The sequence below is a fragment of the Streptomyces antarcticus genome, from assembly GCF_026627255.1.
GTDB lineage: Bacteria > Actinomycetota > Actinomycetes > Streptomycetales > Streptomycetaceae > Streptomyces > Streptomyces antarcticus.
The window spans coordinates 119,786-146,202 of sequence record NZ_JAPNLM010000012.1; the positions used below are offsets into that span (position 1 = coordinate 119,786).

The following is a 26,417-nucleotide window of genomic DNA, read 5'->3' on the forward strand; positions in this document are numbered from 1 at the left end:
GGATCACTCGTACGGGTGCCAGCGGAACGAGTTTGCAAGGGAATGGGGCGCGGAGCCCTCCGCGCCCCATTCCCGGATCGCTATCTTCGGCGAATGAATCTCCGCCTGATCGGTATCGGCGCCGGTGTGTTGATCATCCTGTCGCTTCCGCTCGCCGGTGCGATCGCCGGCCCGGATTTCGCCGGTCAGGACGATGGGAAAGGCGGCGGGCTGCTCTCGACGCTCGGGCTCTCGTACCCTCCGCGGACCGGTTCCGCGCCGCCCTCGGGTCCGGCGGCCGCCCTGGGCCGCGAGGGGCCCGGGCCGGCCGAGCAGCCCCGTACGGACTCCCGTTGCGGACCCGAGCTGTCCTCGCCCCACGGTGTGGAGGCGCAGACCTGCGTGCTCGTCGGCGAAGGGCTTACGTGGGGCCGTAGTTACTACCGGAACACGAGTGGTCGAGCCCTGGACGCCGTGCTCACCGTGATGGGGCCGGCCGGACGCACGGTGCAGATCCGGTGTGCGGTCGGGGCGGGCGACGAGCCGGGGCTGTGCGAGACGCCGAGGGAGGCCTCTGCCGGGACACCGGAAAGCTACTCGGCCGTAGCGGAGTTTGCAGTTCCGGATGATGAAGGCGACTTGCTGCTGCGGTCCGGGAGCAACTCACCGGCACCGTCCGACGGTTGAGTACCGCCGAAAATCAAGCGCCCGGTCGCTGGCGACGGGGGATGCACCAGCGACCGGGCTACAAGAACGGTAACAAGAGATCGCCTGTTCGCAAATTCGATCTCTGATATTCAGACAGCGATTTGCAGACGATTAGCGGGAGTTGTGACTCCGGTCACCGGTCCCGCACGGGCGCCGGGGTCAGCTGAGGGTCACCTGTCGGTTGGTGAGCCCGCCGCGCGCCCGGCGCTCCTCCGTGGTCAGCGGTGCGTCCGTGGCCAGAGCCGTGGCGAGCCGCTCCGCGAGCTCGGCGGCGGGCTTCTCGACGTCGTCGGCCGTGACCCCGGTGGGCAGGTCCCAGACGGGGACCATCAGTCCGTGCGCACGGAAGGAACCGACGAGTCGGGTGCCTTCGCCCAGCGAGGACGTGCCGGCCGCGTGCAGTCGGGCGAGCGCGTCGAGCAGCTTTTCCTCAGGGTGCGGCATGACCCAGCGCAGGTGGTTCTTGTCCGGGGTCTCGCACCAGTAGGCCGCGTCCACGCCGGCCAGCTTGACGGTGGGAATGGCCGCCGCGTTCGCGCGCTCGAGGGAGGCGGCGATCTCCGGGGAGGCACTCTGCGCGTTCTCCGATTCCGGAATCCAGAATTCGAATCCGGTGTGGACAACCGGCTCGAAACCGCCGTCGGAGTCCAGGAGGTCCTGAAGCCGCGGGCCCTCGGCGGGAACTCGACGGGCCGGAACGGGAGTGCCCGGTTCCGCGGCGAGGGCGCGCTCCAGGGTGTCGGCCATGTCGCGGCCGAGGTCCCCGGTGGAGGACTCGTTCTGCAGGCCCAGCAGGACGGACCCGTCCTCGCGGCGCAGTGCCGGCCAGGCCAGGGGCAGTACGGTCACCAGCGTGACGGACGGAACGCCCTCGGGCAGACCGGCCTTGAGGGTGAGCGGCACGGTGGCCGCGGGGACGAGCTCGCGCAGCGCGACCCAGTCGCACTCGCCGGGCAGGCCTTCGAAGGGGCGCTGCACGTGCTCGGTGACGGCGTGCGCGGCGGCCGCGCCGTGACACGCCTTGTAGCGGCGCCCTGATCCGCAGGGGCAGGGCTCGCGAGCGCCCACCACCGGGATCTCACCGTTGTTGAGCTGCGGCTTTGCAGTCTTGGCTGCGGGGCGCTTCTTGGCCATCGTGGGTGTCTCCCGGTTGCGGCGGTACGGCGTCGTGTCTGGGCGCGAGCCTAGCCGTTCGCACCGCCGGTACCGGTGGGTGCGGCCCGGGAGCACGGTCGGCGTGCGCTCCCGGACGGCCGCTTGTGTCGATGGCCGGACTGCTCTCCGCTCCGTTGACGGCGGGTTGTTGTCAGCTGCGGTCGGTTGTTGTCGTTTCTGACCGACTGCCGGCCGTCGGCCGATTCCGCGGTCAGGAGGAATCGTGCCGTCCGGTGGTCGTGCCGAAGTCGATCGCCGGGGGCGCAACGCGCGTAGCGAAATCGTCGTGCCGGGCCCCGCAGGCGATGATCACCCAGACGGTGACCTCACCCGCCGCTCCGTCCCGGACACCCCAGTTTTGTGCCAGGGCGCTGATGATGTTCAGCCCCCGGCCGCCGCGCGCGGTGACCGAGGGCGTGGCTGGAACAGGGCGAGTGGGCCCGCCCCCGTCCGTGACCTCCACCGTCAGCCGCCCCGCTTTGTCGACACGCCATGCGGCGCGTATCTCGCCGTCACCGATCTCCCGTGAGCCCAGCGGCCTGCCGTGTCGACAGGCGTTGCTGAGCAGTTCGGAAAGGATCAGTACGGCATCGTCCACGATCGATTCGGACACCCCGCCGAGGCGCAATTCCTCGCGCATCCGGTGTCTCGCCTCGCCCACGCCGACAGGGCCATGGCATACGACCATGCACGACGACGTGGGCACTTCTTGTGCCACCACCAACGCCACCCCCGGAACCTCCTTAGCCCCACGCATGGTCTGGATGCCCCATTGGCCTGGACCGGAAACCGCCGTAGCGGGGCCCTCTGACGCATTCGCGGCGATCGAATGCGGAGCGGATGCGCCGGGGCACAACCTGTGACCGGAGGGGTGGAGGCGGCAGGAGCGCAAAACGGGACGTCAGCGTCCCAGCTGGGACAGAACCTGACGGGGTCTGTTCGTGATGATCGCTTCTACGCCCAGATCAGCGCACAGCCGAACGTCTTCCGGATCGTTCACCGTCCACACGTGTACGGAGTGCCCCGCGGCCTGAAGCTTGCGGACGAAGGCGGGGTGGTTGCGCACGATCCGCATTCCGGGGCCGGCGATCTGCACCCCCTCGGGCAGCCGCCCGTCCCGCATGCGGGGCGAGATGAACTGCATCAGGTACACCGTCGGAACGGTCGGAGCGGCTGCCCGGACCCGGTGCAGGGAGCGGGCGGAGAAGCTCATGACCCGGACCGGGTGCGGGCCGGCGGCGGGCGGGGCGTCCAGGCCGAAGCGCTTGAGGAGGAAGAGGAGGCGCTCCTCCACCTGTCCGGCCCAGCGGGTCGGGTGCTTCGTCTCGATCGCCAGCTGGACCGGCCGCCCGGCGTCGGAGACCAGCTCGAGGAGGCGCTCCAGGGTGAGTACCGAGGTGCGATCGGGGTCGGCGTCCCAGTCCGGGGACTCCTCGCGGTCCTTCCAGGAGCCGAAGTCGAGTGCGGCGAGATCGGCCAGCTCCAGGGCGGAGACGGCGCCGCGGCCGTTGGAGGTGCGGTTCACCCGGCGGTCGTGGACCAGGACCAGATGGCCGTCGGCGGTGAGCCGGACGTCGCATTCGAGGGCGTCGGCGCCGTCCTCGATGGCCTTGCGGTAGGCGGCCAGAGTGTGTTCGGGGGCATCCTCCGAGGCGCCGCGGTGGGCGACGACCTGGATGGGGCGCGGCATTGCGTGGGTCACCGGGTCATGGTGCCATCGAGCGGGCATGGGACGCCGGGGCCGAGTCCTGCCAGGAGTCCGAAATGTCGGATATAAAGAATGCAGGGAGACTCACAGGTCCGGCTTACAGTGCTCTGACGGGTCATGGGAAAGGCTTTGCCCAGGAACTTGTACGGCACGTCGAACGTTCTGCCGGACCTATATCGCCAGAGATTGCCGAAGCCGTGTGTGACGAGGAGAGAGCGCTGTGAGCAACGAGAACGAGGGCACCGCGGCCCCCCAGCATCCCGCGGCCCCGTCCGTACCACCTGCTCCGGCCTCCGAGACGCAGGCCGGGGCTCCGCAGCCGCAGCCTGCTTCCGCGCCGGTTAAGCAGCCCGCTTTCGCGCCGGTTCCGCCCGTCTCCGAGCCGGCGACCCGGCAGTTTCCGCCGACGGCTCCTCCGGGGACCGAGCCGACGCAGCAGATCCCGCCCGCCCCGGCGTACCCCGCCCCGGCGTACGGTCAGGCGCCCGCTCCCGCGTACGACCAGGCCCCGCAGGGCCAGGACTACGGCCAGAGCCAGGGGCAGGGCCACTACGGCCAGGGTCCGGCCCAGGGTTCGGCGTACGGCCAGGGCCCCGGGTCCGCGCACGGCGCCGACGGCTGGCCGCCCCCGCCCCCCACCGTCCCGGCCTACAGCGGTGGCGGCCACGGCGGTGGCTGGGGCGCCCCGCTGGGCGCCGACGGCACTCCGCCGCCCAAGCCGAAGGGCAAGGGCGGCCTGATCGCGGGCGTCCTCGTCGCGGCTCTGCTCGCGGGCGGCATCGGCGGCGGCGTCGGCTACTGGGCGGCCGACCGCAGCAACAACGGCACCGGCTCGACCACGATCAGCGCGGGCAACACCCCCAAGGACCTCAAGCGCGAGGCGGGCTCCATCGCGGGGCTGGCGTCCGGCGCGCTGCCCAGCGTGGTCACCATCGAGGCCTCGGCCGGCGACGGCGAGGGCGGCACCGGAACCGGCTTCGTCTACGACCAGCAGGGCCACATCCTCACCAACAACCACGTCGTGGCCTCCGCCGCGAACGGCGGCAAGCTCTCCGCGACGTTCTCCGACGGCAAGAAGTACGAAGCCGAGGTCGTGGGCCGCGCCCAGGGCTACGACGTCGCCGTGCTCAAGCTGAAGAACCCGCCGGCCGGCCTCAAGCCGCTGCCGCTCGGCGACTCCGAGAAGGTGGCGGTCGGCGACTCCACCATCGCGATCGGCGCGCCCTTCGGCCTGTCCAACACGGTCACCACCGGCATCGTGAGCGCCAAGAACCGCCCGGTCGCCTCGGGTGACGGCTCCGGCGGCAAGAACTCGTACATGAGCGCCCTCCAGACGGACGCCTCGATCAACCCGGGCAACTCCGGCGGCCCGCTCCTCGACGGCCGCGGCGCGGTCATCGGCATCAACTCCGCCATCCAGTCGGCCGGCAACGGCGGCTTTGGCGGCGGCCAGGCCGGCTCGATCGGCCTCGGCTTCGCCATCCCGATCAACCAGGCGAAGAACGTTGCCGAATCGCTGATCAAGACGGGCCAGCCGGTGTACCCGGTGATCCTGGTCTCCGTCGACCTCCAGGCCAAGGTCGCCGGCGCCAAGATCTCCGAGCAGGGAGCGCCCGTCAACGAGCTGGTCGACCCGAACGGCCCGGCCGGCAAGGCGGGCCTCAAGCCCGGCGACCTGATCACCGAGTTCGGCGGCAAGCCGGTCGACAGCGGACCGACGCTCATCAGCATGATTTGGACGTACAAGCCCGGCGACACGGTGAAGCTGACCTACCAGCGCGGCGGCAAGCCGAACACGGTCGACATCACTCTCGGCTCGCGGGTCGGCGACAAGTAGCCGAATCGGGCAGTTCGGTGGCTCGTTGATGAGGGGTCGTAGGCGGGATTCCGCCTACGGCCCCTCCCAACGTCCGCTTATGCTTCGCTCGTGTTCGATTCCCGGCACATACGGACGTTCCACGCGGTCGTGGCCTCCGGGTCCTACTCGGCGGCGGCCCGCGTCCTGGGCTACACCCAGCCAGCCATCACCCAGCAGATGAAGGCGCTCGAACGCGCCGTCGGCACACCGCTGTTCACCCGGGTGGGCCGCGGGATGCGGCTCACCGAGGCGGGGGAGTCCCTGACCCGGCACGCCGAGACCATCCTCGGCAGCCTCTCCGCGGCCGAAGCGCAGCTGAAGGCGTACGCCCGCCTGCGCACGGGGCGGGTCCGGCTGTGCGGATTCCCCAGCGCCAACGCCACCCTGGTCCCCGAGGCGCTGAGCGGCCTGGCCAAGGACCATCCCGGCATCCAGGTGGAGCTGCTGGAGTGCGAGCCCCCGGATTCCCTGCGCAGGCTGGAACGCGGAGAGTGCGACATCACGCTGGCCTTCACCTACCCGGGGCTGCACGAGGAGATCCCTGAGGAGGTCGCCGAGGTCAGGTTGCTGGAGGACCAGCTGACGGTGCTGCTCCCGGCCGGGCACGCGCTGGCGCGGCGACGGGCCGTGCACCTGGCCGACCTGGCCGAGGAGCGGTGGATCGCGGGCTGTCCGCGCTGCCGGGCGAACCTGCTGCACGAATGCGCCGAGCTGGGATTCGTACCCGACATCCGCTTCGCCACCGACGACAATCTGGTGGTGCAGAGCCTGGTCGCGCAGGGCCTGGGCGTGGCGATGATGCCCGCGCTGGTACTGCCCTCCCTGTCCCTCAGCCGGGTCTGCGGGCGGGCGCTCCAGCCCGCCGCCCGCCGCCTCATCGCCGCCTACGTCTACCGGGACCACCTGCGCATCCCGGCGACGGCCGTGGTGCTCGACGCGTTGAAGCAGGTGGCCGCGAACCGGGTGGGCTGCTGACCGATCCATAAGCGGTGCTTGGGACTTCGGGTCATAACTGTCGTTGGACGTGATGGAACGTCCGCAGGACGCTGCCGACATGACCACCACCACGCCGGCCCCTCCCACCACGAGGATGGCCGCCCTCGTCAGTGAGATCCGTATGGTCGTGGACCGGGGCCTGGCTCCCGACCTGACCGCGTACCTCGTCGGCGAACGCCTCGCACCGCACCTGGGCGCGCCCGACCTGCTCACCCCGGCTCAGAGCGAAGGCTCCCCGGACCGGTACCGGCAGCACATCCTGCATGCCGAGTCCGACGGCAGCTTCTCCGTGGTGGCCCTGGTGTGGCTGCCCGGCCAGGAGACCTGCATCCACGACCACGTGTCGTGGTGCGTGGCAGGAGTGCACCAGGGCGAGGAGAGCGAACGGCGCTACCGGCTGGCACCCGGCGCCGGAACGGCCCGGCTGGTGGCCACGGAGGACGTGGTCAACGGCCAGGGCGAGGTCTGCGGGTTCGCTCCGCCCGGTGACATCCACAAGGTCCGCAACTCCTGCTCCGCCAAAGCCATATCCCTGCACGTGTACGGCGCCGACGTATCCCGTCTGGGCACCAGCATCCGCCGCTCCTACACGCTCCCCGTCGACTGATGGCGCTTCTCCACCGCCCTCAGGGAGCGGCGGCGGCCCGCACTGTTTCACGTGAAACACCGGCCACCTGGACCGGTGTGGCAGCCGCCGCCGGCGGGGCTCTGGCTGCCTGGCTCGTCCACCGGGCACTGCCCGTAGTGCCGATGCTCACCGCCGCGGTGGTGCTCGGCATCGCCGCGGCGCACCTGCCCGGCCTGCGGAGCTTCGTACGTGGACCCGCGCGCCCGGGACTCTCCCTGGCCGGACGTCGGCTCATGCGGATCGGCATCGTTCTGCTGGGCCTCGGACTGGGCCTGGACCAGGTGCTGCGGCTGGGCTGGGCCACGGTGGCCATGGTCGCCGGGGTGGTCGCGGCCACCTTCTTCGGCACGCTCTGGCTGGGCCGCAGGCTCGGACTGCCGGGAGACCAGCCGCTGCTGATCGCAACCGGCTACTCGATCTGTGGGGCCTCCGCGATCGGCGCGGTCAGCGAGGTGTCGGGCAGCGACGAGGAGGACGTGGCCGCCTCGGTGGCGCTGGTGACCCTGTGCGGCACGCTGGCCATCGCGGTCCTGCCGCTGCTCCAAAGCCCGCTCGGGCTCTCCGACCCAGCCTTCGGGCGGTGGGTCGGTGCGAGCGTCCACGACGTCGGCCAGGTGGTGGCGACCGCGCAGACCGCCGGCCCGGGCGCGCTCGGCGAGGCGGTCCTGGTCAAGCTGATGCGGGTGGCGTTGCTCGCCCCGCTGGTGGCCGCCGTGGCCTTCTCCGTCCGGGCCCGGCGGCGCGGGGTGCGCACCCCCTCGGGGCGCCGGCCCGCCCCCGTACCGCTGTTCGTGGCCGGGTTCCTGGCGGCGGCCGCGCTGCGTGCCACGGGCGTACTGCCCGCCGCGGCCCTGGAGTGGGCGCACACCGCGCAGGAGGCGCTGCTGGCGGCGGCCCTGTTCGGACTGGGTAGCGCGGTGCACCTGCCGACGCTGGCCCGTACGGGCGGGCGGGCCGCGGCACTGGGTCTCTGTGCCTGGGTGGTGGTGGCCGGGGCCTCGTACGTGGGCGTGCTGCTCACCGTATGAGCCGTGAACGGCGGGGACTTGGCCAATTGCTGGCCAGAACCGACCGAACGTTCCGACTGCCTCCTGACATCGACGCGCGGCCGTGCCACGCTGCCCCGGCAAGCCGCACTGCACCGCACCGCACCGCACCGCACCGCACTGCGCAGAGCCGATCCGCACCGACCGCTCTTCACCCCCACCCTGCCCCGGTCCGGGCACGGCCGAAGGAGTCCTGCGTGAATCGTCATCACACCGTCTTGTCCGTCGTCTTATCGGCGGGCGCCCTGATCGCGGGCGTCCTGACCGCCGCGGCTCCCGTGGCCGCCGCGGACAGCTCCACGCCCGCGTCCTTCCGGCAGCAGCACGCGCCGGGTTTCTGGACCGCGGAGCGCATGCGCGGCGCCACCGCGCTGGACATCACGGCGGTCCCCGGCCCGTCCGACGGCCCGCTCGTCTCGGCCGCCGCGTCGGTCCGCCCCACGGCCATCACGCCGACGGCCCCGTCCCCGGTGTCCCGTACGGCCTCCCCCACGGCGTTCCCGCAGGCGGGAGGGGCGTGGACGGGCGGCGGCGCGGTCGTGAAGACCTCGGGCCGGGTCTTCTTCACGATGGGAGGCCGGACCGCGTCCTGCTCCGGTGACTCGATCACCAGTGCCAACGGCGGCACGGTCATCACGGCCGGCCACTGCGTGAAGTACCAGGGGGCCTGGCACACGAACTGGGTCTTCGTACCCGCCTACAGCAACGGCACCGCGCCCTACGGCCAGTGGTCGGCGACCAAGACCTTCGCCACCGACCAGTGGGCCGCGAGCGAGGACATGAACATGGACGTCGGCCTGGCCGTCGTGGCCCCGCTGAACGGACAGACCCTCACCCAGGCCGTCGGAGCCCAGGGCATCCTCTTCAATGGCGGCTACAACAAGAGGATGTACTCCTTCGGCTTCCCCGCGGCAGCACCGTACGACGGCTCCAAGCTCGTCTACTGCAGCGGCAACAGCGGCAAGGACTTCCTCCTGACGAAGGATCACAGCCTGGCCTGCAACATGACGGGCGGCTCCAGCGGCGGCCCCTGGTTCCAGGACTTCAACGAAGCCACGGGCCTGGGGACCCAGGTCTCGGTGAACAGCTTCGGTTACACCTTCCTGCCGAACCGCATGTACGGCCCGTACTTCGGCAACGAGGCCAAGGCGGCCTACGACAAGGCCCAGACGGCCTGACTCCGCACCCGCCCCGGCGCCCGCCGCAGCCCGGTACTCTGTACCGGCCAGGTGGGTTGCCCGAGCGGCCTAAGGGAACGGTCTTGAAAACCGTCGTGGCAGCGATGTCACCGTGGGTTCAAATCCCACACCCACCGCCAGGTGAGTGAAGTAGCAGGTCAGAGGGCGCGACTCCGGTGGGGGTCGTGCCCTCTGCGGTTTGCCCTCGGCGGCCTGGGTGCTGCCCGTCGCTCGGACGGCGGGGCGAGCGCTCCTGCGGTGGGAGTGACGCCTTCGGGGGCTCGGTGACGTCTGACCGAACCCCATGCTGGTGGAGAAGGTCAGCGGGCAGGCCCTCGGCGACTACCTGCGGGACCATGTGTTCGCCCCGCTGAAGCTGAACAGCACCTGCTGCCCACGGACGGCGTCATTCCCGACCCGTACGCCCACGGGTACACCGACTTCACGCCCGGCGGTGCCGTCACCGACGCCAGCGACTGGAACCCCTCGTGGGGGTGGGCCGCCGGGGCGATGGTTTCCAGTCTCGACGACCTGCACTCTTGGGCGCCGGCGCCGGCGCTGGCGGACGGACGGCTGCTGACCGAGAAGACGCAGGCCGAACGGCTCCGGACGCTCCCGACCGGGGTCCCCGGGATCTCGTACGGACTGGGGATCCCCAACACCAACGGCCGGCTCGGCCCCAACGGGAAGATCCCCGGCTAAGAGTCCATAGCCGGCCAGCTCCCCGCCGCCAAGGCCGCGCTCGTCGTACTCGTCAATTCCGACGTGGACTACCAGGGCAAGAACCTGTCTTCGATCACCGGGAACGCCGTCACCTTCATCGTGCCCCCCGATCATCTCTGGCCCGCTCCGGTGCCCGTCGGGTCGGAGTAGACCCCCGCTCCGCCCCGCCCGCAAGTCGGCGCCGGCGCCCTTGAGGCCGGGTCCTGCGGCGGTGCGCCGGGAAGAGCCGTGCCTCCCAGGGGATGTCCCGGGCGGCTGCCCAAAGGGCCGTAAAAGCCTCTTTGAGCCTTTTGGGTGGTGTTTGTCGGAAGATCGGCGCGCGTCGTGGGGGTCGTGCGGTTGCGCCCACATCATGACGAATGTATTCAGATCCGCCCGTCAGAACATCGCGAAATGAGGCACCTCGTCATGGCTTACCGCAGCACCGTCACCTCGATCTGGACCGCCGTCCTCGCCGCACTCGTGGCGCTCCTCGCCTCCCTCGGCTTCGGCGGGAAGGCCGCCCCGGCGGTCCCCGGCGTCTCCGCCCCCGCCGTTCCGGCCCCCGCGGCCGCCACCACGCGCCGGGCGGCCGTCACGGCCCGGCGGACGTGGAGGGCCATGATGCGGGGCGGTTCGCTCCCGCCGACCATCAAGCAGCGGATCCGCGCCGAGGCGCACGGCAAGACCCCGTCCGTCCGCCGCTCCACCACCGCTGCTGCCATGGGTGCCGGATCGGGATCGTCCGCCGCGGTGCAGATCCCGGTCGGATCCCCCGCCGGTGCTCTGACCACGACCGGATCCCCCGCCGGCGCCGCCCGGGAAGCGCTCGCGCTCGCCGCGTAGTTCCCCGTGGCCCGCAGTGGTCGCAGATCCGATCCGGTGTCGCAGGCGTACACGCCGCCACCGAGCAGGAGCCGCAGTGCCCAGTACCAGTACCAGCAGGCGGCAGGCAGCAGGAGTACGCGCCGAATCCGGCGCGCGAGGACGTGCGTGAGCAGGAACGGCAGGATCGGCAGGAGTAGTAGGTAGGAAGCAGGAGCAGGTAGCGCGACTGGTAACAGGCGCTGGAGCCCGGTCATTCGTGGCCGTGGATCGCGCCGAGCGGTGCCCCAGGACTGGGGCACGGATGGATCACCCCGGCGGGCGCCGGGGGCGTGCAGGGGGCGCGAAGCTTGGTATCGCAGGGCCGCATGCCCGGGAGACGGTGGGGTTCCCGGACGACGCGGCCCTTTTCGGCATGTCCGGGACACGCTGATCTGACGGAACGCTTCATCCCTTGTGCGGCACGGGTTTGCCCGCGTCCGGGACGTTGACCCGGGGCATCGGGGGCGTGAATAGGGTTTATCCGATGTTGGTCATACTTGCGGGGGAATCGGGGGCTCCGGGACGGTTCGCCGGGGATTCGGTGGGCAGCTCTGGTGTCGCGACGTCGTCCCACACGGAACGACCGAGGCGGTCGGCCAACTGCCCCGGTGCAAGTCCCACTTCGGTTTCCTGGAGGATTCAGACATGGCAAGCATCCGTACCGCCCGCGTCATCGCCGCTGCCGCCGCTCTCCCCCTCGCCGTCGCCCTCTTCGGCGGTGTGGCCTCGGCCGACAACGGCTCCTTCGCGAACGACGGATCGAATGCGAGCGTCGCCAGCGTCATCGGCAGCGGCGTGGGCGGCAACAACCACGGCAACTCCTCCACCTCGCAGCAGGTGGCCACCGGCTCCGGCGCGTCCAACCAGAACAACACCGCCCAGGTCAACGGCTCGGCCTTTACAGCCATCCATCAGACCAACTCGAACGTCGCGGTCAACTTCCATCCCTGGTGGTGAGCGCGGCCTGAGCCGCTCCGACTGTTGAGGGCGCCCGTGCGACCGGACCGGCTGGGGTCCGGTAGCGCGGGCGCCCTCGCGCATGCCGGCCCGCCCTGAGCGCCCCGTGCGCATCGTTGCCACGCTTGCGACCTTGACACCACAGGTAGAACTGACGGACAGTCAGATTTACTCGATGATGTGATGCCGGGAGGCCAGCGCCGTGCACCTCGCTCCGACCGATGGTCAGTTGCGGCTCCGTACCGAACTGCGGACGTACTTCAAGGACCTGCTGCCGGACGGAGTGCCCGACGACCCCGCCGACCAGCGCGAACTGTTGCGCCGCATCGGCGCCGACGGGATGCTGGGCCTAGGCTGGCCCGCCGAGTACGGCGGCCAGGACCGTGGCCCCGCCGAGCAGTTCGTGTTCCTCGACGAGGCCTACCGGGCCGGCGCCCCCGTCTCCATGGTGACGCTCAACACCGTCGGGCCGACCCTCATGAAGTACGGGACGCGGGAGCAGAAGGACTTCTTCCTCCCCCGCATCCTCGCGGGGGAGATCGTCTTCGCCATCGGCTACTCGGAGCCCGAGGCGGGCACCGACCTCGCCTCGCTGCGCACCCGTGCCGTCCGCGACGAAGGCTCCGACGGGACCGGGGACTGGGTGATCGACGGGCAGAAGATCTTCACCTCGAACGCCCAGAACGCGGACTGGATCTGGCTGGCCTGCCGCACCGACCCGCAGGCCCCCAAGCACAAGGGCATCTCGATCATCCTGGTGCCCACGCAGGCCCCCGGCTTCGCCTGGACCCCCATAGAGACCGTCGGCGGGCTCACCACCACGGCCACGTACTACGACTCCGTCCGGGTGCCGGCCGGCAACCTCGTCGGACCCGAGCACGGGGGCTGGGGGCTGATCACCAACCAGCTCAACCACGAACGCGTGGCCCTCGCAGCCATCGGCATGCAGGCGGAGGACTTCTACGGGGCCGCCCTCGCCCACGCCCGCACTCCTGATCCGGTGACCGGGGAGCGCCCCGCCGACCTGCCGTGGGTGCGGTCCCGGCTCGCGGAGGCGTACGCGCGGCTGGCCGCCGTACGCCTCCTCAACTGGCGGCTGGTCCAGGACGTCGGCGGAGGCGACCTCGCGCCGGGGGACGCGAGCGGCGTGAAGTTCCTCGGCACCGAGTCCGCCGTCGAGGTGTACCGGATGTGCCAGGAGGTGGTGGGCGAGGAGGGCCTGATCCGGGGACCGGGGAGCGAGTCCTTCGAGGGCGGCGAGCTGGAGCGGATGAACCGGGCCGCGCAGATCAACACCTTCGGCGGCGGGGTCAGCGAGGTGCAGCGGGAGATCGTCGCCATGATGCGGCTGGGGATGAAGGGGAGGAAGCGATGACGGCAGACGCGGCCGGGAGGGTTGCGGCCGGGAGTTCCGGAGCCGGGAGTTCCGGAGCTGGGAAGTCCGGAGCTGGGAAGTCCGAAGCCGGGCGTGCCGGGGCGGCAGACCGGTTCCACGCGCTGCTGGCGGCCTTCGAGGGGCGACCGGCCGCCACAGCGGGCCGCGGCAAGGACACCGTGAACGAACCGATGATCCGCCACTGGTGCGAGGCGATGGGCGATGCCAATCCCGCCTACAGCGGACCGGACGCCATCGCCCCGCCGACCATGCTCCAGGCCTGGACGATGGGCGGGCTCTCCGGCCACACCGACCGCTCCTCCGCCTACGACGAGCTCTTCGCGGTCCTGGAAGGCGCCGGCTTCACCTCGGTGGTGGCCACCGACTGCGAGCAGGAGTACCTGCGTCCCCTCCGGCCGGGCCAGGCGGTCACCTTCGACGCCGTCATCGAGTCCGTATCGCCGCGCAAGACGACCAAACTGGGAACCGGTCACTTCGTGACCACGCGCACGGACGTCCGGGCGGACGGCGAGCTCGCCGGAACGCACCGCTTCCGCATCCTGAAGTACGCACCAGCAGCAGCCCCCGCCCGCGCGTCCGCCCCCGTGAAGCCCGTCGAGTCGGCGCAGCCCAAGCCGCGGCGCCCGCGCCCCGTGGTCAACCGCGACAACCAGGGCTTCTGGGACGGTGTCCGGGAGCACCGGCTGCTGATCCAGCGCTGCACCGCCTGCGCCACCCCGCGCTTCCCGTGGCTCCCCGGCTGCAACTCCTGCGCCTCGCTCGACTGGGACACCGTCGAGGCCTCCGGCGCCGCCACCGTCTTCAGCTACGTCGTCATGCACCACCCGTCCTTCCCGGCCTTCACGGCGCACGAGCAGTCCGCGGCCGCGGGCGGCGGACCGTACGCGGTCGCCCTCGTCGAGCTCGCCGAGGGAGTGCGCATGATCACCAACATCACCGGCGTCCCGTACGACGAGGTCCGCATCGGCCTGCCGGTCCACCTGGAGTTCCTGCGCGTCGACGACGACCTGGAACTCCCCGTCTTCCGCGGGAGCGAGGGCTGATGGACTTCCATCCCACCGAGGAGCAGGCCGCGGCGGCCGGACTCGCCGCCCGGATCTTCGGCGACCTCGCCACCCACGAACGCCTCGCGGCCGCGGGCAGCGGCAGCGACGCCGAGCTGTGGAAGGCCCTCACCACGGCCGGGCTGATCGCGGCCGTCGAGGACGTCGGCCTCCTGGGCCTGGTCCTGCTGCTGGAGGAGCAAGGCCGCACCACCGCGCAGGTTCCGTACGCCGCCACCTGCGCCTACGGCGTGCTCCCGGTCGCCGCGCACGGCAGCGCCGGACAGCGGGCCCGCCTGCTGCCCGCCCTGGCCACCGGCGAGGCCGTCGCCACAGGGGCCTTCCCGGCTCGCGGCCGGATCACCGCCGAGCGCGGACGGCTGTCCGGCACCGCCCCCGCCGTGCCCTGGCTGCGCGAGGCCACGCACGTACTGGTCCCGGACGCGGACCGGGCCCTTTGGCTCGTACGGACCGACGCGCCGGGCGTACGGACCTCCCCGGTGGAGACCACCGCCCCCTGGTCGGCGGGCCGGCTGACGCTGACCGGAGCCGAGGCCGAGCGGATCGGCTCCGCAGGCGCCTACGAGGACGTACTCGCGGGCGCCCGCACCGCCTTCGCCGGACTCCAGGCCGGCGTCTGCGCGGGCTCGCTCGCCCGTGCCGTGGAGTACACCGGCACCCGCGAGCAGTTCGGCAGGCCCCTCTCGACCAACCAGGGCGTCATGCTGCGCGCCGCCGACGCGTACATGGACACCGAGGCGATCAGGGTCACCGCCTACGAGGCGGCCTGGCGCATAGACCAGGGCCTGCCCGCCCGTGAACACGCGCTGACCGCGGCCTGGTGGGCCTCGGAGGCGGGCAAGCGGGTCGTGCACGCGGGCCAGCACCTGCACGGCGGAATGGGCGCCGACCTGGAGCACCCCGTCCACCGGCACTTCCTGTGGGGGCGCCAGCTGGACGCGTACCTGGGCTGCGGCAGCGAGCTGCTGGCCGAACTGGGCGCCGTACTGGCGCAGGAGGGCTGAGACATGAGAGTCGGCGCGATACGGGTCGGCGCGCAGCTGCCGCCCCTGGAGGTCCCCGTCACCCGGACCTTGATCGTCTCGGGCGCCATCGCCTCCCGCGACTACCAGGACGTGCACCACGACGCGGAACTCGCCCGCAAGAAGGGCTCCCCCGACATCTTCATGAACATCCTGACGACGAACGGCCTGGTCGGCCGCTACGTCACCGACCACCTCGGCCCGCGGGCCGTCCTGCGCAAGGTGGCCATCCGGCTCGGTGCCCCCAACTATCCGGGCGACACCATGACCCTCACCGGTACCGTCACCGCCCTCGACGGGGACACCGCCGAGATCCGGGTCTTCGGTGCCAACGGCATCGGCCACCACGTCACCGGCACCGTCACCGTCACCCTGGCCGCCGGGGGTGCGGCATGAGCGTGCGCACCCGCGACGAGCTCGGCGGCCGCGCCGCCATCGCCGGCATCGGGGCGACCGAGTTCTCGAAGGACTCCGGCCGCAGCGAGCTCACCCTCGCGGTCGAGGCCGTGCACGCGGCCCTTGCGGACGCCGGGCTCTCCCCCGCCGATGTCGACGGCATGGTCACCTTCACCATGGACACCAGCCCCGAGATCACCGTCGCCCAGGCGGCCGGCATCGGAGACTTGTCCTTCTTCTCCCGCATCCACTACGGCGGCGGGGCGGCCTGCGCCACCGTCCAGCAGGCCGCCCTCGCCGTCGCCACCGGGGTCGCGGAGGTCGTGGTCTGCTACCGCGCCTTCAACGAGCGCTCCGGCCGCCGTTTCGGCTCCGGCGTACAGCAGCGCGAGCCGTCGGCGGAGGGCGCGGCACTCGGCTGGGCGCTGCCGTGGGGGCTGCTGACCCCCGCCTCCTGGGTGGCGATGACCGCGCAGCGCTACCTGCACACCTACAACCTCACCCCGGAGGCCTTCGGGCACGTCGCGGTCACCGACCGCCGGCACGCCGCGAACAACCCCGCCGCCTATTTCCACGGCAAGCCCATCACCCTCGCCGATCACGCCGCCTCGCGCTGGATCGTGGAGCCGCTGCGGCTGCTCGACTGCTGCCAGGAGACCGACGGGGGCCAGGCCCTCGTCGTCACCACCGCCGAGCGGGCACGGGACCTGCGGCAGGTGCCCGCCGTGATCACCGCCGCCGCCCAGGGCGCGGGCCGCAGGCAGGAGGCCATGACCTCTTTCTATCGAGACGACCTCACCGGACTTCCCGAGATGGACGTCGTCGCGCGCCAGCTGTGGCGGACCAGCGGACTGCGGCCGTCGGACATCGACGTCGGGATCCTCTACGACCACTTCACCCCCTTCGTGCTCATGCAGCTGGAGGAGTTCGGGTTCTGCAAGCCGGGTGAGGCCGCCGATTTCGTCGCTGCCGACGCGCTTCCCCTCAACACCCACGGGGGCCAGCTCGGCGAGGCGTACCTGCACGGAATGAACGGCATCGCCGAGGCCGTCCGCCAGCTGCGGGGCACTTCGGTCAATCAGGTCACGGGGACGGAGTACGTGCTGGTCACGGCCGGTACGGGGGTGCCGACCTCCGGACTGATCCTCGGAGCCGATGGGTGAGATACCGGTCCCAGGGGCCTCGGTGGCCTCCACCTTCAGGAGGTGGAGGCCGCTCTGCCCCTACAACCTGAGGTGGACCCCCCTTAGGCACCTGCGGCCGATTGCAGGGGGCGCGCGCGCTCCTAGCGTGGAGACATGACCACGCCAGTGTGCACGCTCGCCTCGAATTCGACGCCGTACCCGTCGTTCTCGGCGTACGTCCGGACCCGCGGCACGGTCCTCATGCGCACCGCGCGCTCCCTCACCGCGAACCCGTGCGATGCCGAGGACCTGCTCCAGACGGCCCTCACGAAGACGTACGTGGCCTGGGACCGGATCGAGGACCACCGTGCACTGGACGGCTACGTCCGGCGGGCCCTGGTCAACACCCGCACCTCGCAGTGGCGCAAGCGCAAGGTCGACGAGTTCGCGTGCGACGAGCTCCCCGAGACCGAGGCGGCGCCGGCCGCCGACCCCGCGGAGGCGCAGGCGCTGCGCGACGCGATGTGGCGTGCGGTGACCCGGCTTCCCGACAGGCAGCGGGCCATGGTCGTCCTGCGGTACTACGAGGACCTCAGCGAGGTGCAGACGGCCGAACTGCTGGGGGTCTCGGTCGGCACGGTCAAGAGCGCCGTATCGCGTGCGCTGGTCAAGCTCCGTGACGATCCCGAACTCACCCCGGTGCGCTGACGACGGGGCCCGGAGGCCGGCGGAGCACCCTCGACCGGGTGTTTCACGTGAAACACCGGAGGCCGACGGACCCGCGGCGCGACCCGCTCTGCTGTTTCACGTGAAACAGCGGAGTCGTTTTCTACTCTCGGGTAGTGACATGCCGACCGGTACGTGCGCAGAATCGGCAGCATCCGTAGCCGCCGCAGCGCCGCAGCGCTCACTGGGAGGACGCTTTGCTGAGCACCATGCAGGACGTACCGCTCCTCGTCACCCGCATACTCCAGCACGGGATGACGATCCACGGGAAGTCCCAGGTCACGACCTGGACCGGGGAGGCCGAGCCGCATCGCCGCAGCTTCGCCGAGATCGGTGCCCGCGCCACCCGCCTCGCCAATGCCCTGCGCGACGAACTCGGAGTCCGCCAGGACGACCGGGTCGCGACCTTGATGTGGAACAACTCCGAGCACGTCGAGGCCTACTTCGCGATCCCCTCCATGGGCGCGGTCCTGCACACGCTGAACCTCCGCCTCCCTCCCGAGCAGCTCGTCTTCATCGTCAACCACGCCGCCGACCGGGTGGTGCTGGTCAACGGCACGCTGCTGCCCCTGCTCGTGCCGCTGCTTCCGCACCTGCCGACCATCGAGCACGTCGTGGTGTCCGGCATCGGCGACCGCTCCGCGCTCGAGGGCCTGGACGTGCGCGTGCACGAGTACGAGGACCTCCTCGCGGGCCGCCCGGACACCTATGACTGGCCCGAACTGGACGAGCGCCAGGCCGCCGCCATGTGCTACACCTCCGGCACCACCGGAGACCCGAAGGGCGTCATCTACTCCCACCGCTCGATCTACCTGCACTCCATGCAGGTCAACATGGCCGAGTCGATGGGGCTGAACGACAAGGACACCACCCTGGTCGTCGTCCCGCAGTTCCACGTGAACGCATGGGGCCTGCCGCACGCCACCTTCATGACCGGCATCAACATGCTGATGCCGGACCGCTTCCTCCAGCCCGCCCCCCTCGCCGAAATGATCGAGCGGGAGAAGCCCACGCATGCCGCGGCCGTCCCCACCATCTGGCAGGGACTGCTGGCCGAGGTCACCGCCAACCCGCGTGACCTGACCTCGATGAAGCAGGTCACGATCGGCGGCTCGGCGTGTCCGCCCTCCCTGATGGAGGCCTACGACAAGCTCGGAGTCCGCCTCTGCCACGCCTGGGGCATGACCGAGACCTCTCCGCTGGGCACCATGGCGCACCCGCCGGCCGGCCTGAGCGCCGAGGAGGAGTGGCCCTACCGGATCACCCAGGGCCGCTTCCCGGCAGGCGTCGAGGCCCGCCTGGTCGGCCCCGGCGGCGACCGGCTGCCCTGGGACGGCGAGTCGGCGGGCGAGCTGGAGGTGCGCGGTGCCTGGATCGCGGGCGCCTACTACGGCGGAGCCTCCGGCGAACCGGTCCGCCCCGAAGACAAGTTCAGCGCCGACGGCTGGCTCAAGACCGGCGATGTCGGCGTGATCAGCCCGGACGGCTTCCTCACCCTCACCGACCGCGCCAAGGACGTCATCAAGTCCGGCGGTGAGTGGATCTCCAGCGTGGAACTGGAGAACGCGCTGATGGCGCACCCCGAGGTCGCCGAGGCGGCCGTCGTCGCCGTCCCCGACGACAAGTGGGGCGAGCGTCCGCTGGCCACCGTCGTCCTCAAGGAGGGCGCGACCGCGGACTACGCGACCCTGCGCGCCTTCCTCGCCCAGTCGATCGCCAAGTGGCAGCTGCCGGAACGCTGGACGGTCATCGCGGCCGTGCCCAAGACCAGCGTCGGCAAGTTCGACAAGAAGGTGATCCGCAAGCAGTACGCCGACGGCGAGCTGGACGTGACGAAGCTGGACTGAGAGTCGACAGGCCCGTCCGGGACCTCACGAGCCCGGAGCGGGCGGGTTCAGCCCCTGGTGAGCCACGGCCGCAGCAGCCTGCTGATGGCGGGCATGGCCGCGTAGGTCATCAGGGTGCTGAAGACCACGGCGAAGGCGGCCGTCCGCAGCACGAAGTGCAGATCCACCAGGTACGGCCCGAGCAGCGCGTTGCCGACCAGCGAGATCGGGAAGATGGCGAGCCCCGAGCTGATCGCCATCTTCCACCGAGGCGGCGCGGGCCGGGTCGTACCCGGCTTGGCGAACCAGGTCTCCATGCCGTGCAGTTCCCGCCGGGCTATCTCCGTATGGTGGTGTCCCAGGCAGTTCGAGAACCACTCGGCCCGCTCGGCGGAGTCCTGCCAGCGCTGGAACGCCGCCTGGTTGCGGAAGCGGTGGACCAGGAACCATGGCCCGCCCTCCGCCGCGGGGCGGAACAGCCCGTACCCGAGGTGGTCCGGGAAACCGGCGGCCGTCTCCAGGATTCCGTGGGCCCAGGCCTCGAACGTCTCCTCGTGCCCCGGATCCACCTGTCGCGCGATCAGCAGGTTCACCTCCCCGCTGTCGGCGGGGACGGTCTGCTCGCTCGTGTTGATGATGGCCATCGGGCCAGGATTACTAGTTGGTCCCGATCTTGGCCAGCAGGTCCACGATGCGACCCTGCACATCGCCGGTCGTCGCCCGCTCGGCGAGGAAGAGCACGCTCTCCCCCGAGGCCAGACGCGGCAGCTCGGACGGGTTGATGCCGGTTGCCGTGTAGACGACCAGCGGCGTGCGGTTCAGCTGCCCGTTCGCGCGCAGCCAGTCCACGATCCCGGCCCGCCTGCGGCGCACCTGCATCAGGTCCATCACCACCAGGTTGGGCCGCATCCGCGTGGCCAGCTCCACGGCGTCCGTGTCGGCGCCCGCCCGGGCGACCTGCAGGCCGCGCCGCTCCAGGGCGGTGGTCAGGGCGGTCGCGATCTCGTCGTGCTCCTCGATCAGCAGCACCCGTGAGGGGTGCTGCTCGCTGTCGCGCGGCGCCAGCGCCTTGAGCAGGACCGCGGGGTCGGCGCCGTAGGCGGCCTCCCGCGTGGCGTGCCCCAGCCCGGCCGTGACCAGGACGGGCACCTCGGCGGCCACCGCGGCCTGGCGCAGCGACTGGAGGGCGGTGCGGGTGATGGGCCCGGTCAGCGGGTCCACGAACAGCGCGGCGGGGAACGCGGCGATCTGCGCGTCCACCTCCTCGCGGGAGTGCACGACGACGGGGCGGTAGCCGCGGTCGCTGAGCGCCTGCTGCGTCTGGACGTCGGGCGCGGGCCACACCAGGAGGCGGCGGGGGTTGTCCAGCGGCTCCGGCGGCAGCTCGTCGTCCACGGGGCGCGGTACGGGCCGGTTGACCACCTCGACCGCGCCGCCCGGGCCGTCCAGCGGTTCGGGGCCCTCGTCGGAACCCGCCTCGGGGGCTCCTATGGCGAACGCCCGTCCCTGCGGCGCCGGCTCGGCGAGACGGCGCCTCCGCCCGGAACCGGTACCGGTCGGGTCCACGGAGATCCCCTGGCCCAGCGTGCCGAGCGCGCGCACACTGATCGGCTGCGCGGCCTGGCCCTCGGCGGGGGCCTCCTGCGACTGCCGGGCCCCGGGGACCGCGGCCGGACCGGAGGCCCCGCGGTCCTCGGGAGCCGTCCGGGCCGCCGGCACCGGCCAGGCCGGGGCGGTCTGGAGAGCGCGCCGCCGCCCGGTGGGCTGTACGGGTTCCTCCGCGCCCTCGGCGGGCTGCGGGTCGGGAGCTTGGGACTCGGGCACGGGAGCGCCCAGCACCCGGCGCCCGCGCCGTCCGCCGGGCCCGTCGGAGTCCGCCTCCGCGGAAGGGGACGAGGGGGCGGAACCCACCGCGGCCGGGGTCTGCGGGGCGGTGGGGGCCGGGGTGGGCCCCGCGGGCAGCGCGAAACCGCCCTCGGGGGCGATCGGCCGCACGGGGGCCTGCCCGGGACCGGGCGCCGGCCGGAGCCCGGTCGCCGGCACGGGGCCGCCGGGCTGTGCCGGACCGGCCGCACCAAGCGCCCGGCGTCGTCCCGCGGGATGCTCGGTCACTGGAACGGGCGGTACCTGGGGCGCCGCCGGCAGCACCGGCACGGGCGCCATCGCGGGTACGGGGGGCAGCGCGGGCATGGCGTTGCCGCGCGGGGGCACGGGCCGGCCGGGGCCGCCCTCACCGCCGCTGCCGTCGCCGTCGCGCCCGCGACGGCGCCCGGTGCCGAGGCCCGCCGGGTTCACCGGGGACTGCGCGAGCTCCGGACCGCTGCCGCCGTCGGTCTCGCCCGCCCGGCGCCGCCCGGACGGGAGCGCCAAGGCGGCACCACCGCCGGTGGGCTTCGGGGCGCCGGAAGGCTCGGCGCTGTCGTCCAGGAACGCGTCGACTCCGCGCCGGGCCCGCCGTCCACCGGGACCGGAGGCGGTCGCGGCCGGCGCGCTCTTCTCGGCCGGGGCCTCCTCCTCCGGCTCAGGCAGGGTCACCGTCCCGGCTCCCGAGCCGAGCGGCAGTTCCAGCACGTAGGCCCCGCCGGGCGCGCCCGGCACCTCCACCGTCTGCAGCACACCTCCGTGCGCGGCCACGATGCCCCGCACGATCGGCTCGTGCACCGGGCTCCCGCCCTCGTACGGCCCGCGCACCTCGATCCGTACGACGTCGCCGCGCTGCGCGGCCGCCACCACGATCGTCGAGTCGCCGTACCCGCTGCCCTGGGCGGTCTTGCCGGTGGCGTCCACCCCGGCGACGTCCGCGACCAGGTGCGCGAGGGCGGTGGCGATGCGCTCCGCGTCCACCTCGGCCTCGATGGTCGGCGCGTGGACGGCGAACTGGGCGCGCCCCGGCCCGATCAGCTCGACCGCGCCGTCGACACCGGCCGCGACCACACCGTTGATCAGGACCTTCTTCTTCTGGAGCCGGTCGCCGCCGGAGTCCAGGCGCTGGAAGCCGAGCACGTTGTCCACGAGCGTGGTCATCCGCGAGTACCCGGCGGCCAGGTGGTGCAGCAGCTGGTTGGCCTCGGGCCACAGCTGTCCCGCGTCGTCGGCGGCCAGCGTCGCCAGCTCCCCGCGCAGCTCGTCCAGCGGCCCGCGCAGGGAGTCGCCGAGCACGGCCAGCAGCTGGGCGTGGCGCGCGGCCAGCGCGTCGTAGGGCCGACGGTCGGTGAAGGTCATCACGGCGCCGACGAGCTGCTCCCCGTCCCGTACGGGAGAGGTGGTCAGGTCCACGGCGACGGGCTGTCCGGCCTTGTTCCACAGGACCTGCCCACGCACCCGGTGCTTGCGTCCGCTGCGCAGGGTGTCGGCGAGCGGGGACTCCTCGAACGGGAACGGCGAGCCGTCGGCGCGCGAGTGCTGGACCAGGCCGTGCAGTTCACGGTTGCCCAGGTCGGTGGCGCGGTAGCCGAGGATCTGCGCGGCGGCCGGGTTGACCAGCACCACCCGGCCGTCGGTGTCCGTGCCCACGACGCCCTCGGCGGCGGCCCGCAGGATCATCTCGGTCTGCCGTTGGGAGCGGGCCAGCTCGGCCTCGGTGTCCACGGTTTGAGAGAGGTCCCGTACGACGAGCATCAGCAGTTCGTCGCCGGTGTAGGCGGGTTGCGGCTCGCGGTAGGCGTCCCGGCCGTCCAGGTGGGCGCTGGTGACCTCGACGGGGAACTCGCTGCCGTCGGTGCGGCGTGCGGTCATCCGGGTGGGCTTGGTGCGCCCGCCCTCGTCCTCGCCGGGCCGGCGCATCGAGCCGGGGATCAGCTTGGAGTCGAAATCGGGCAGGAGGTCGAGCAGACCGCGTCCGACGAGCCCGGTTCCCGGGCTCTCCATCACCTCAAGGGCGATCGAATTGGCGTTGACGACCGTGCCGTTGGCGTTGACGAGCAACAGCGCGTCCGGAAGAGCGTCGAGTATTGCTGCGAGGCGAGCAGCGCCTCGGGATGGCCTGCTGCTCACGACGAGCTTCCTCCCTGACCACAACTACCGGCAAGTCACGGGAGGAGTCTAAGGCCACAGCCCCGCGGCGGGGTGGCCGAAGTGCGGTGTATAGCGCCCATTCCGCGCATCCTCCCAGGTCAGGAACGCCCACTCGGAAGCAGAGGTTCCAACTCGTCCCACCGGCTGATTTCACATCCGTCGGTCCGCCGGAAGGTCGCGTCGACCTTGTGCCCCCGCCAGGTACCGGTGATGCGGGCGGTGGCCGGGCCCCCGTGCTGCATGGTGCAGAGCTGCCGCTTGGAGACGGGCGCGAAGGGGTCCCTGCCCTCCGAAGCGAGCTGGTCCAGCCGCGCGCAGGCCTGCTCCCTCTGGGGGTGGTCGCCGCCGACGGGATCGCATTCGAGCCGGTACTCGCGGTCCAACTGGCGGTTCCCGGTGTCGGCCATGGTGATGGCGAGCCGGTCGGGGGCGGCCTTCGTCAGCAGCCCGCCCAGGGGCAGCGGGGGCAGCGGCCCGGCCACCGCGGTGGCCAGGGCGGAAGTGACGGCGAAAGCGGCGAGACGCAGCATGGGGGCACTCCAGGTCGTCCGTACCTCGTACGCCTGACCAACGACAGGGCCGCGCGGACGTTGCGCGCGGCGGGGCCACTAAGGCTTTGCCCTCCGGCCGTGCGTCCTAGTACCGTGGGAGCGGATTGGTGACCGGCCCCGCGCCTGTGTCATCATCTGCACGCACCTTCGTACGCGAGGGTGTGCTGGAGGCGTCGCCTAGTCCGGTCTATGGCGCCGCACTGCTAATGCGGTTTGGGGCTTACCCCCCATCGAGGGTTCAAATCCCTCCGCCTCCGCACCTGACGAAGCCCCGGTCCTGATGGACCGGGGCTTCGGTGTTTCCCGGCGAGGCTGGCCGCCGATCCGGCCTGTGTGCGAACCGCCCGCGCCGAGCCGGATGATCTTCATTCAAGGCGTTTTCGCAGCTCAAGCATGGTGTGGCTAATGGATTTCGCGTCCCGGCGAGGTCCATGTATTGTTGTTCTCGCAAGGCCAACGGGGCGCAAAACCCCAGCAAGCCAAGCACTCGTAGCTTAACGGATAGAGCATCTGACTACGGATCAGAAGGTTGCAGGTTCGAATCCTGCCGAGTGCACAGCAGGCCAGAGGCCCCGGACGAAAGTCCGGGGCCTCTGCCGTTTCTGCCGTACAGCAGCGAAGTACAGCAACCGTCTCAGCCGCCGCTGCCCCCCATCGCTTCGGACAGCTTGACGATCGCGTCCCGCACCTCTTCCTCGCTCGCTTCGGCGTAGACCTCCATCGTCATGGCGATCTGTGAGTGCCGCAGGATGCGCTGGGCCACCTTCGGGTGGACCTTGAGTGCGACGAGGAGCGAACTGCACGTGTGCCGGGTGTTCCGGAGCGGGATCGCCCGGAGGCCGGCGCGGCGAGCCCGCAGCGCGAACATCCGGGTCAGGTTCCCCGGCTCGATCGGAGTCCCGTACTTCGTCGTGAAGACCAGGCCGTGGCTGTCCTGCCACAGCTCCCCGGCGGCCTTCCGGTCCCCGGTCTGCTGGGCCTGCCGCATCCGCAGCGCCTTGAGGCACAGGGAGGGCACCGGCAGGAAGTCGTCCGAGTCCTCGGTCTTGGTCTCCCGGTGCAGGATCTGCCGGCCTGCCCGCTGGATCTGGTGATCCACGTACAGCTCCCCGGCGTCGAAGTCGATCGACTTCCAGGTCAGCCCCAGCACCTCACCCCGCCGGAGCCCGAGGCAGAGGACGAGCATCCACGCGGCGAAGAGGTGATCTTCCCGGACGACCCCGTCCGCCAGGAACCGGCCCGCCTCGACCACGGACCAGGGCTTGATCCGCTTGCGGCGGGGCTTGGGCACCTTCACGAGGGAGGCGACGTTCTTGCCGATCTCCTCCTCGGTGACGGCGTGAGTGAGGGCGGCCCGCAGTGCGTCACGCGAGCCCTGGATCACGCGGCGGGACGGGTACGACTCGCAGCAGTCACCCACGGCGCAGCACCGGCGGCTTTCGGGGGCGCGCTTCGCATCCTTGCCCTGGGCGCAGCACTGGCAGATGGTCGCCAGCTTGGTCAGCCACTCGCGGACGTCGCGGACGTCGCGGACGTCGCGGACGTCGCGGACGGTCAGCTTGTCCAGGCGCGTCGTGCCGAGGTGCGGGGCGATGTAGAGCCGGACGTAGCCCTCGTACGAGACGTACGACAGCGGGGCCAGGTTGGGCTTGACGATCGAGTCCAGCCAGTAGGAGAGGAAGGCGGCAACCGTCCGGTGCCGAGTGGTGACGGGCCCCTTCTTCGCCTCCGCGTGCAGGTTGAGCCACTTCTCATGGACCTCTTCGCGAGTCTTGCCCTAGGCGTACTTGCGGGCGCGCTTGCCGTCGGGCTTCGTGACCCAGACGTAGGCGGCGTAGCCGTTCTTGTACGGGTAGATCGCACCTTCGCCGTTACCGCGCTTGCCTCTCACGCTGACCTCAATCCGGCGTCGGAGGTGACGCGCTGGATGTACTCGTCCACCCAGGACGGGAGGATGCGGCGGTTGCGGCCGACCTTCACCGAACGGATCTCCCCGGTGAGCACGAGCATCTTGGTCTTCGATAGGCCGAAGCCGAGCATTTCGGCAACCTGGGCGGTCGTGTGCCACTTGGGCTGAATTACGGTCGTGGTCATGCCGTTCCCTCCGAGGCGAGTTGGTCGTGCAGGGCTTCGCGGGCGGTCTGGCGGTTGAGCTGGATGTCTCGGGCGATGGTGGCGGCGAGGACGGATTCGCCGGGGGTGTGGCCGTGGCCGGCGTACTGCCAGGAGGCGAGGACGAGAACGGTGTCCGGCTCGGTGTCGGTGAGGCCGCGGGCTTCGCGTTCTTGGGCGGCGCGGTAAGAGTTTCCCTACTTCATCAAGGGCGCTTCCGCCGCCAAGGCGGCGTCGCGCGCCCGTCGCCCCGGGCCTGCGCTCCTGTCTGCGCCCCGCTCCAGCCCGGGGCGCCGGCCGCGCGCCACTGGCTAAGGACTTGATGGGGATGGGCCTGGCCTGATCGGCAAGCCGAGCGTTAGGACAGATGCCTCCGGCGGGGGCGCTCTGACTCTGGGATGCGG

23 protein-coding genes, 3 tRNA genes and 3 pseudogenes are annotated in these 26,417 nt (G+C 71.4%); 20 read left to right on the top strand and 9 right to left on the bottom strand.

Translation table 11 applies throughout. The annotated features are described in order from the left end of the window. Positions 1-93: 93 nt before the first annotated feature. Positions 94-666, top strand: a complete 573-nt coding sequence (locus tag OTB16_RS19620; protein WP_267721558.1) for a hypothetical protein — start codon at positions 94-96, stop codon at positions 664-666. 180 nt (positions 667-846) lie between these two features. Here OTB16_RS19620 and OTB16_RS19625 read toward each other — a convergent pair whose 3' ends face one another. The 3 genes and pseudogenes from OTB16_RS19625 to OTB16_RS19635 all read right to left on the bottom strand — a co-directional run bounded on the left by OTB16_RS19625 (position 847) and on the right by OTB16_RS19635 (position 3,571). Beyond that, positions 847-1,821, bottom strand: a complete 975-nt coding sequence (locus OTB16_RS19625) for a DUF5926 family protein (RefSeq protein WP_267721559.1) — start codon at positions 1,819-1,821, stop codon at positions 847-849. A 232-nt stretch (positions 1,822-2,053) separates the two neighbouring features. Then, a pseudogene (locus OTB16_RS19630) lies at positions 2,054-2,658 on the bottom strand (ATP-binding protein). Positions 2,659-2,743: 85 nt separating this feature from the next. After that, positions 2,744-3,571 carry a glycerophosphodiester phosphodiesterase gene (locus OTB16_RS19635; RefSeq protein ID WP_267721560.1) on the bottom strand — a complete coding sequence of 276 codons (828 nt, stop codon included), beginning with the start codon at positions 3,569-3,571 and terminating at the stop codon, positions 2,744-2,746. 199 nt (positions 3,572-3,770) lie between these two features. Between OTB16_RS19635 and OTB16_RS19640 the strand changes: the two genes are divergently transcribed. From OTB16_RS19640 to OTB16_RS19715, 17 genes are all read left to right on the top strand, one after another. Next, a complete protein-coding gene (locus OTB16_RS19640) occupies positions 3,771-5,387 on the top strand; it encodes a S1C family serine protease (protein ID WP_267721561.1) in 1,617 nt (538 codons plus the stop codon). A 90-nt stretch (positions 5,388-5,477) separates the two neighbouring features. After that, positions 5,478-6,383 carry a LysR family transcriptional regulator gene (locus OTB16_RS19645; protein ID WP_267721562.1) on the top strand — a complete coding sequence of 302 codons (906 nt, stop codon included), beginning with the start codon at positions 5,478-5,480 and terminating at the stop codon, positions 6,381-6,383. 79 nt (positions 6,384-6,462) lie between these two features. Continuing rightward, entirely contained in the window at positions 6,463-7,011 is a 549-nt protein-coding gene (locus tag OTB16_RS19650) for a cysteine dioxygenase family protein (protein WP_267721563.1), read from the top strand. Then, positions 7,011-8,060: a YeiH family protein gene (locus tag OTB16_RS19655; protein WP_267721565.1), complete on the top strand. Its 1,050-nt coding sequence runs from the start codon at positions 7,011-7,013 to the stop codon at positions 8,058-8,060. Before OTB16_RS19650 ends, OTB16_RS19655 begins: the two co-directional genes overlap by 1 nt. A gap of 215 nt (positions 8,061-8,275) precedes the next feature. Beyond that, on the top strand, positions 8,276-9,256 hold the full coding sequence (locus tag OTB16_RS19660; RefSeq protein WP_267721566.1) for a trypsin-like serine peptidase: 981 nt from the start codon (positions 8,276-8,278) through the stop codon (positions 9,254-9,256). Between the two features lie 50 nt (positions 9,257-9,306). Then, positions 9,307-9,396: transfer RNA gene (locus tag OTB16_RS19665), tRNA-Ser, on the top strand. A 164-nt stretch (positions 9,397-9,560) separates the two neighbouring features. Continuing rightward, complete coding sequence (locus OTB16_RS39645) at positions 9,561-9,836, top strand: serine hydrolase (RefSeq protein WP_420717747.1); 276 nt, start codon at positions 9,561-9,563, stop codon at positions 9,834-9,836. After that, positions 9,767-9,958 carry a hypothetical protein gene (locus tag OTB16_RS19670; RefSeq protein WP_267721567.1) on the top strand — a complete coding sequence of 64 codons (192 nt, stop codon included), beginning with the start codon at positions 9,767-9,769 and terminating at the stop codon, positions 9,956-9,958. The genes OTB16_RS39645 and OTB16_RS19670 overlap by 70 nt, the downstream gene beginning before the upstream one ends. A 429-nt stretch (positions 9,959-10,387) precedes the next feature. Next, entirely contained in the window at positions 10,388-10,804 is a 417-nt protein-coding gene (locus OTB16_RS19675) for a DUF6344 domain-containing protein (protein ID WP_267721568.1), read from the top strand. A 666-nt stretch (positions 10,805-11,470) separates the two neighbouring features. After that, complete coding sequence (locus OTB16_RS19680; RefSeq protein ID WP_267721569.1) at positions 11,471-11,782, top strand: hypothetical protein; 312 nt, start codon at positions 11,471-11,473, stop codon at positions 11,780-11,782. A gap of 202 nt (positions 11,783-11,984) precedes the next feature. After that, positions 11,985-13,157, top strand: coding sequence for an acyl-CoA dehydrogenase family protein (locus OTB16_RS19685; RefSeq protein ID WP_267721570.1), 1,173 nt, complete (start codon positions 11,985-11,987; stop codon positions 13,155-13,157). Next, positions 13,154-14,221 (top strand): bifunctional MaoC family dehydratase N-terminal/OB-fold nucleic acid binding domain-containing protein, encoded by a 1,068-nt coding sequence (locus OTB16_RS19690; protein WP_267721571.1) that lies wholly within the window; start codon positions 13,154-13,156, stop codon positions 14,219-14,221. Before OTB16_RS19685 ends, OTB16_RS19690 begins: the two co-directional genes overlap by 4 nt. Continuing rightward, positions 14,221-15,246, top strand: a complete 1,026-nt coding sequence (locus OTB16_RS19695) for an acyl-CoA dehydrogenase family protein (RefSeq protein WP_267721572.1) — start codon at positions 14,221-14,223, stop codon at positions 15,244-15,246. Before OTB16_RS19690 ends, OTB16_RS19695 begins: the two co-directional genes overlap by 1 nt. 18 nt (positions 15,247-15,264) lie before the next feature. Beyond that, a complete protein-coding gene (locus OTB16_RS19700; RefSeq protein ID WP_324290861.1) occupies positions 15,265-15,660 on the top strand; it encodes a MaoC family dehydratase in 396 nt (131 codons plus the stop codon). Next, positions 15,657-16,823 carry a lipid-transfer protein gene (locus tag OTB16_RS19705; RefSeq protein ID WP_267721574.1) on the top strand — a complete coding sequence of 389 codons (1,167 nt, stop codon included), beginning with the start codon at positions 15,657-15,659 and terminating at the stop codon, positions 16,821-16,823. Before OTB16_RS19700 ends, OTB16_RS19705 begins: the two co-directional genes overlap by 4 nt. Positions 16,824-16,958: 135 nt before the next feature. Continuing rightward, complete coding sequence (locus OTB16_RS19710; protein WP_267721575.1) at positions 16,959-17,492, top strand: SigE family RNA polymerase sigma factor; 534 nt, start codon at positions 16,959-16,961, stop codon at positions 17,490-17,492. A gap of 215 nt (positions 17,493-17,707) precedes the next feature. Next, entirely contained in the window at positions 17,708-19,357 is a 1,650-nt protein-coding gene (locus tag OTB16_RS19715) for a long-chain fatty acid--CoA ligase (RefSeq protein ID WP_267721576.1), read from the top strand. A gap of 47 nt (positions 19,358-19,404) precedes the next feature. Here the strand turns inward: OTB16_RS19715 and OTB16_RS19720 are convergent, their stop codons facing one another. The 3 genes from OTB16_RS19720 to OTB16_RS19730 all read right to left on the bottom strand — a co-directional run bounded on the left by OTB16_RS19720 (position 19,405) and on the right by OTB16_RS19730 (position 23,880). Next, positions 19,405-19,980 (bottom strand): antibiotic biosynthesis monooxygenase, encoded by a 576-nt coding sequence (locus OTB16_RS19720; RefSeq protein WP_267721577.1) that lies wholly within the window; start codon positions 19,978-19,980, stop codon positions 19,405-19,407. Positions 19,981-19,993: 13 nt separating this feature from the next. Continuing rightward, positions 19,994-23,329: a response regulator gene (locus tag OTB16_RS19725; protein WP_267721579.1), complete on the bottom strand. Its 3,336-nt coding sequence runs from the start codon at positions 23,327-23,329 to the stop codon at positions 19,994-19,996. Between the two features lie 119 nt (positions 23,330-23,448). After that, positions 23,449-23,880 (bottom strand): SSI family serine proteinase inhibitor, encoded by a 432-nt coding sequence (locus OTB16_RS19730; protein WP_267721581.1) that lies wholly within the window; start codon positions 23,878-23,880, stop codon positions 23,449-23,451. Between the two features lie 187 nt (positions 23,881-24,067). Here OTB16_RS19730 and OTB16_RS19735 point away from each other — a divergent pair. Together OTB16_RS19735 and OTB16_RS19740 are read left to right on the top strand one after the other, a co-directional pair. After that, a tRNA-Ser gene (locus OTB16_RS19735) sits at positions 24,068-24,158 on the top strand. Between the two features lie 226 nt (positions 24,159-24,384). Further along, positions 24,385-24,457 (top strand) — tRNA-Arg (locus OTB16_RS19740). Between the two features lie 78 nt (positions 24,458-24,535). Here OTB16_RS19740 and OTB16_RS19745 read toward each other — a convergent pair. The 3 genes and pseudogenes from OTB16_RS19745 to OTB16_RS19755 all read right to left on the bottom strand — a co-directional run. After that, positions 24,536-25,792, bottom strand: a pseudogene (locus tag OTB16_RS19745) (site-specific integrase). Continuing rightward, positions 25,789-25,995 carry an excisionase family DNA-binding protein gene (locus OTB16_RS19750; protein ID WP_267721583.1) on the bottom strand — a complete coding sequence of 69 codons (207 nt, stop codon included), beginning with the start codon at positions 25,993-25,995 and terminating at the stop codon, positions 25,789-25,791. The pseudogene OTB16_RS19745 and the gene OTB16_RS19750 overlap by 4 nt, the downstream one beginning before the upstream one ends. After that, a pseudogene (locus OTB16_RS19755) lies at positions 25,992-26,201 on the bottom strand (replication initiation protein); the annotation flags it as partial. The gene OTB16_RS19750 and the pseudogene OTB16_RS19755, both read right to left, overlap by 4 nt. Positions 26,202-26,417: the final 216 nt, after the last annotated feature.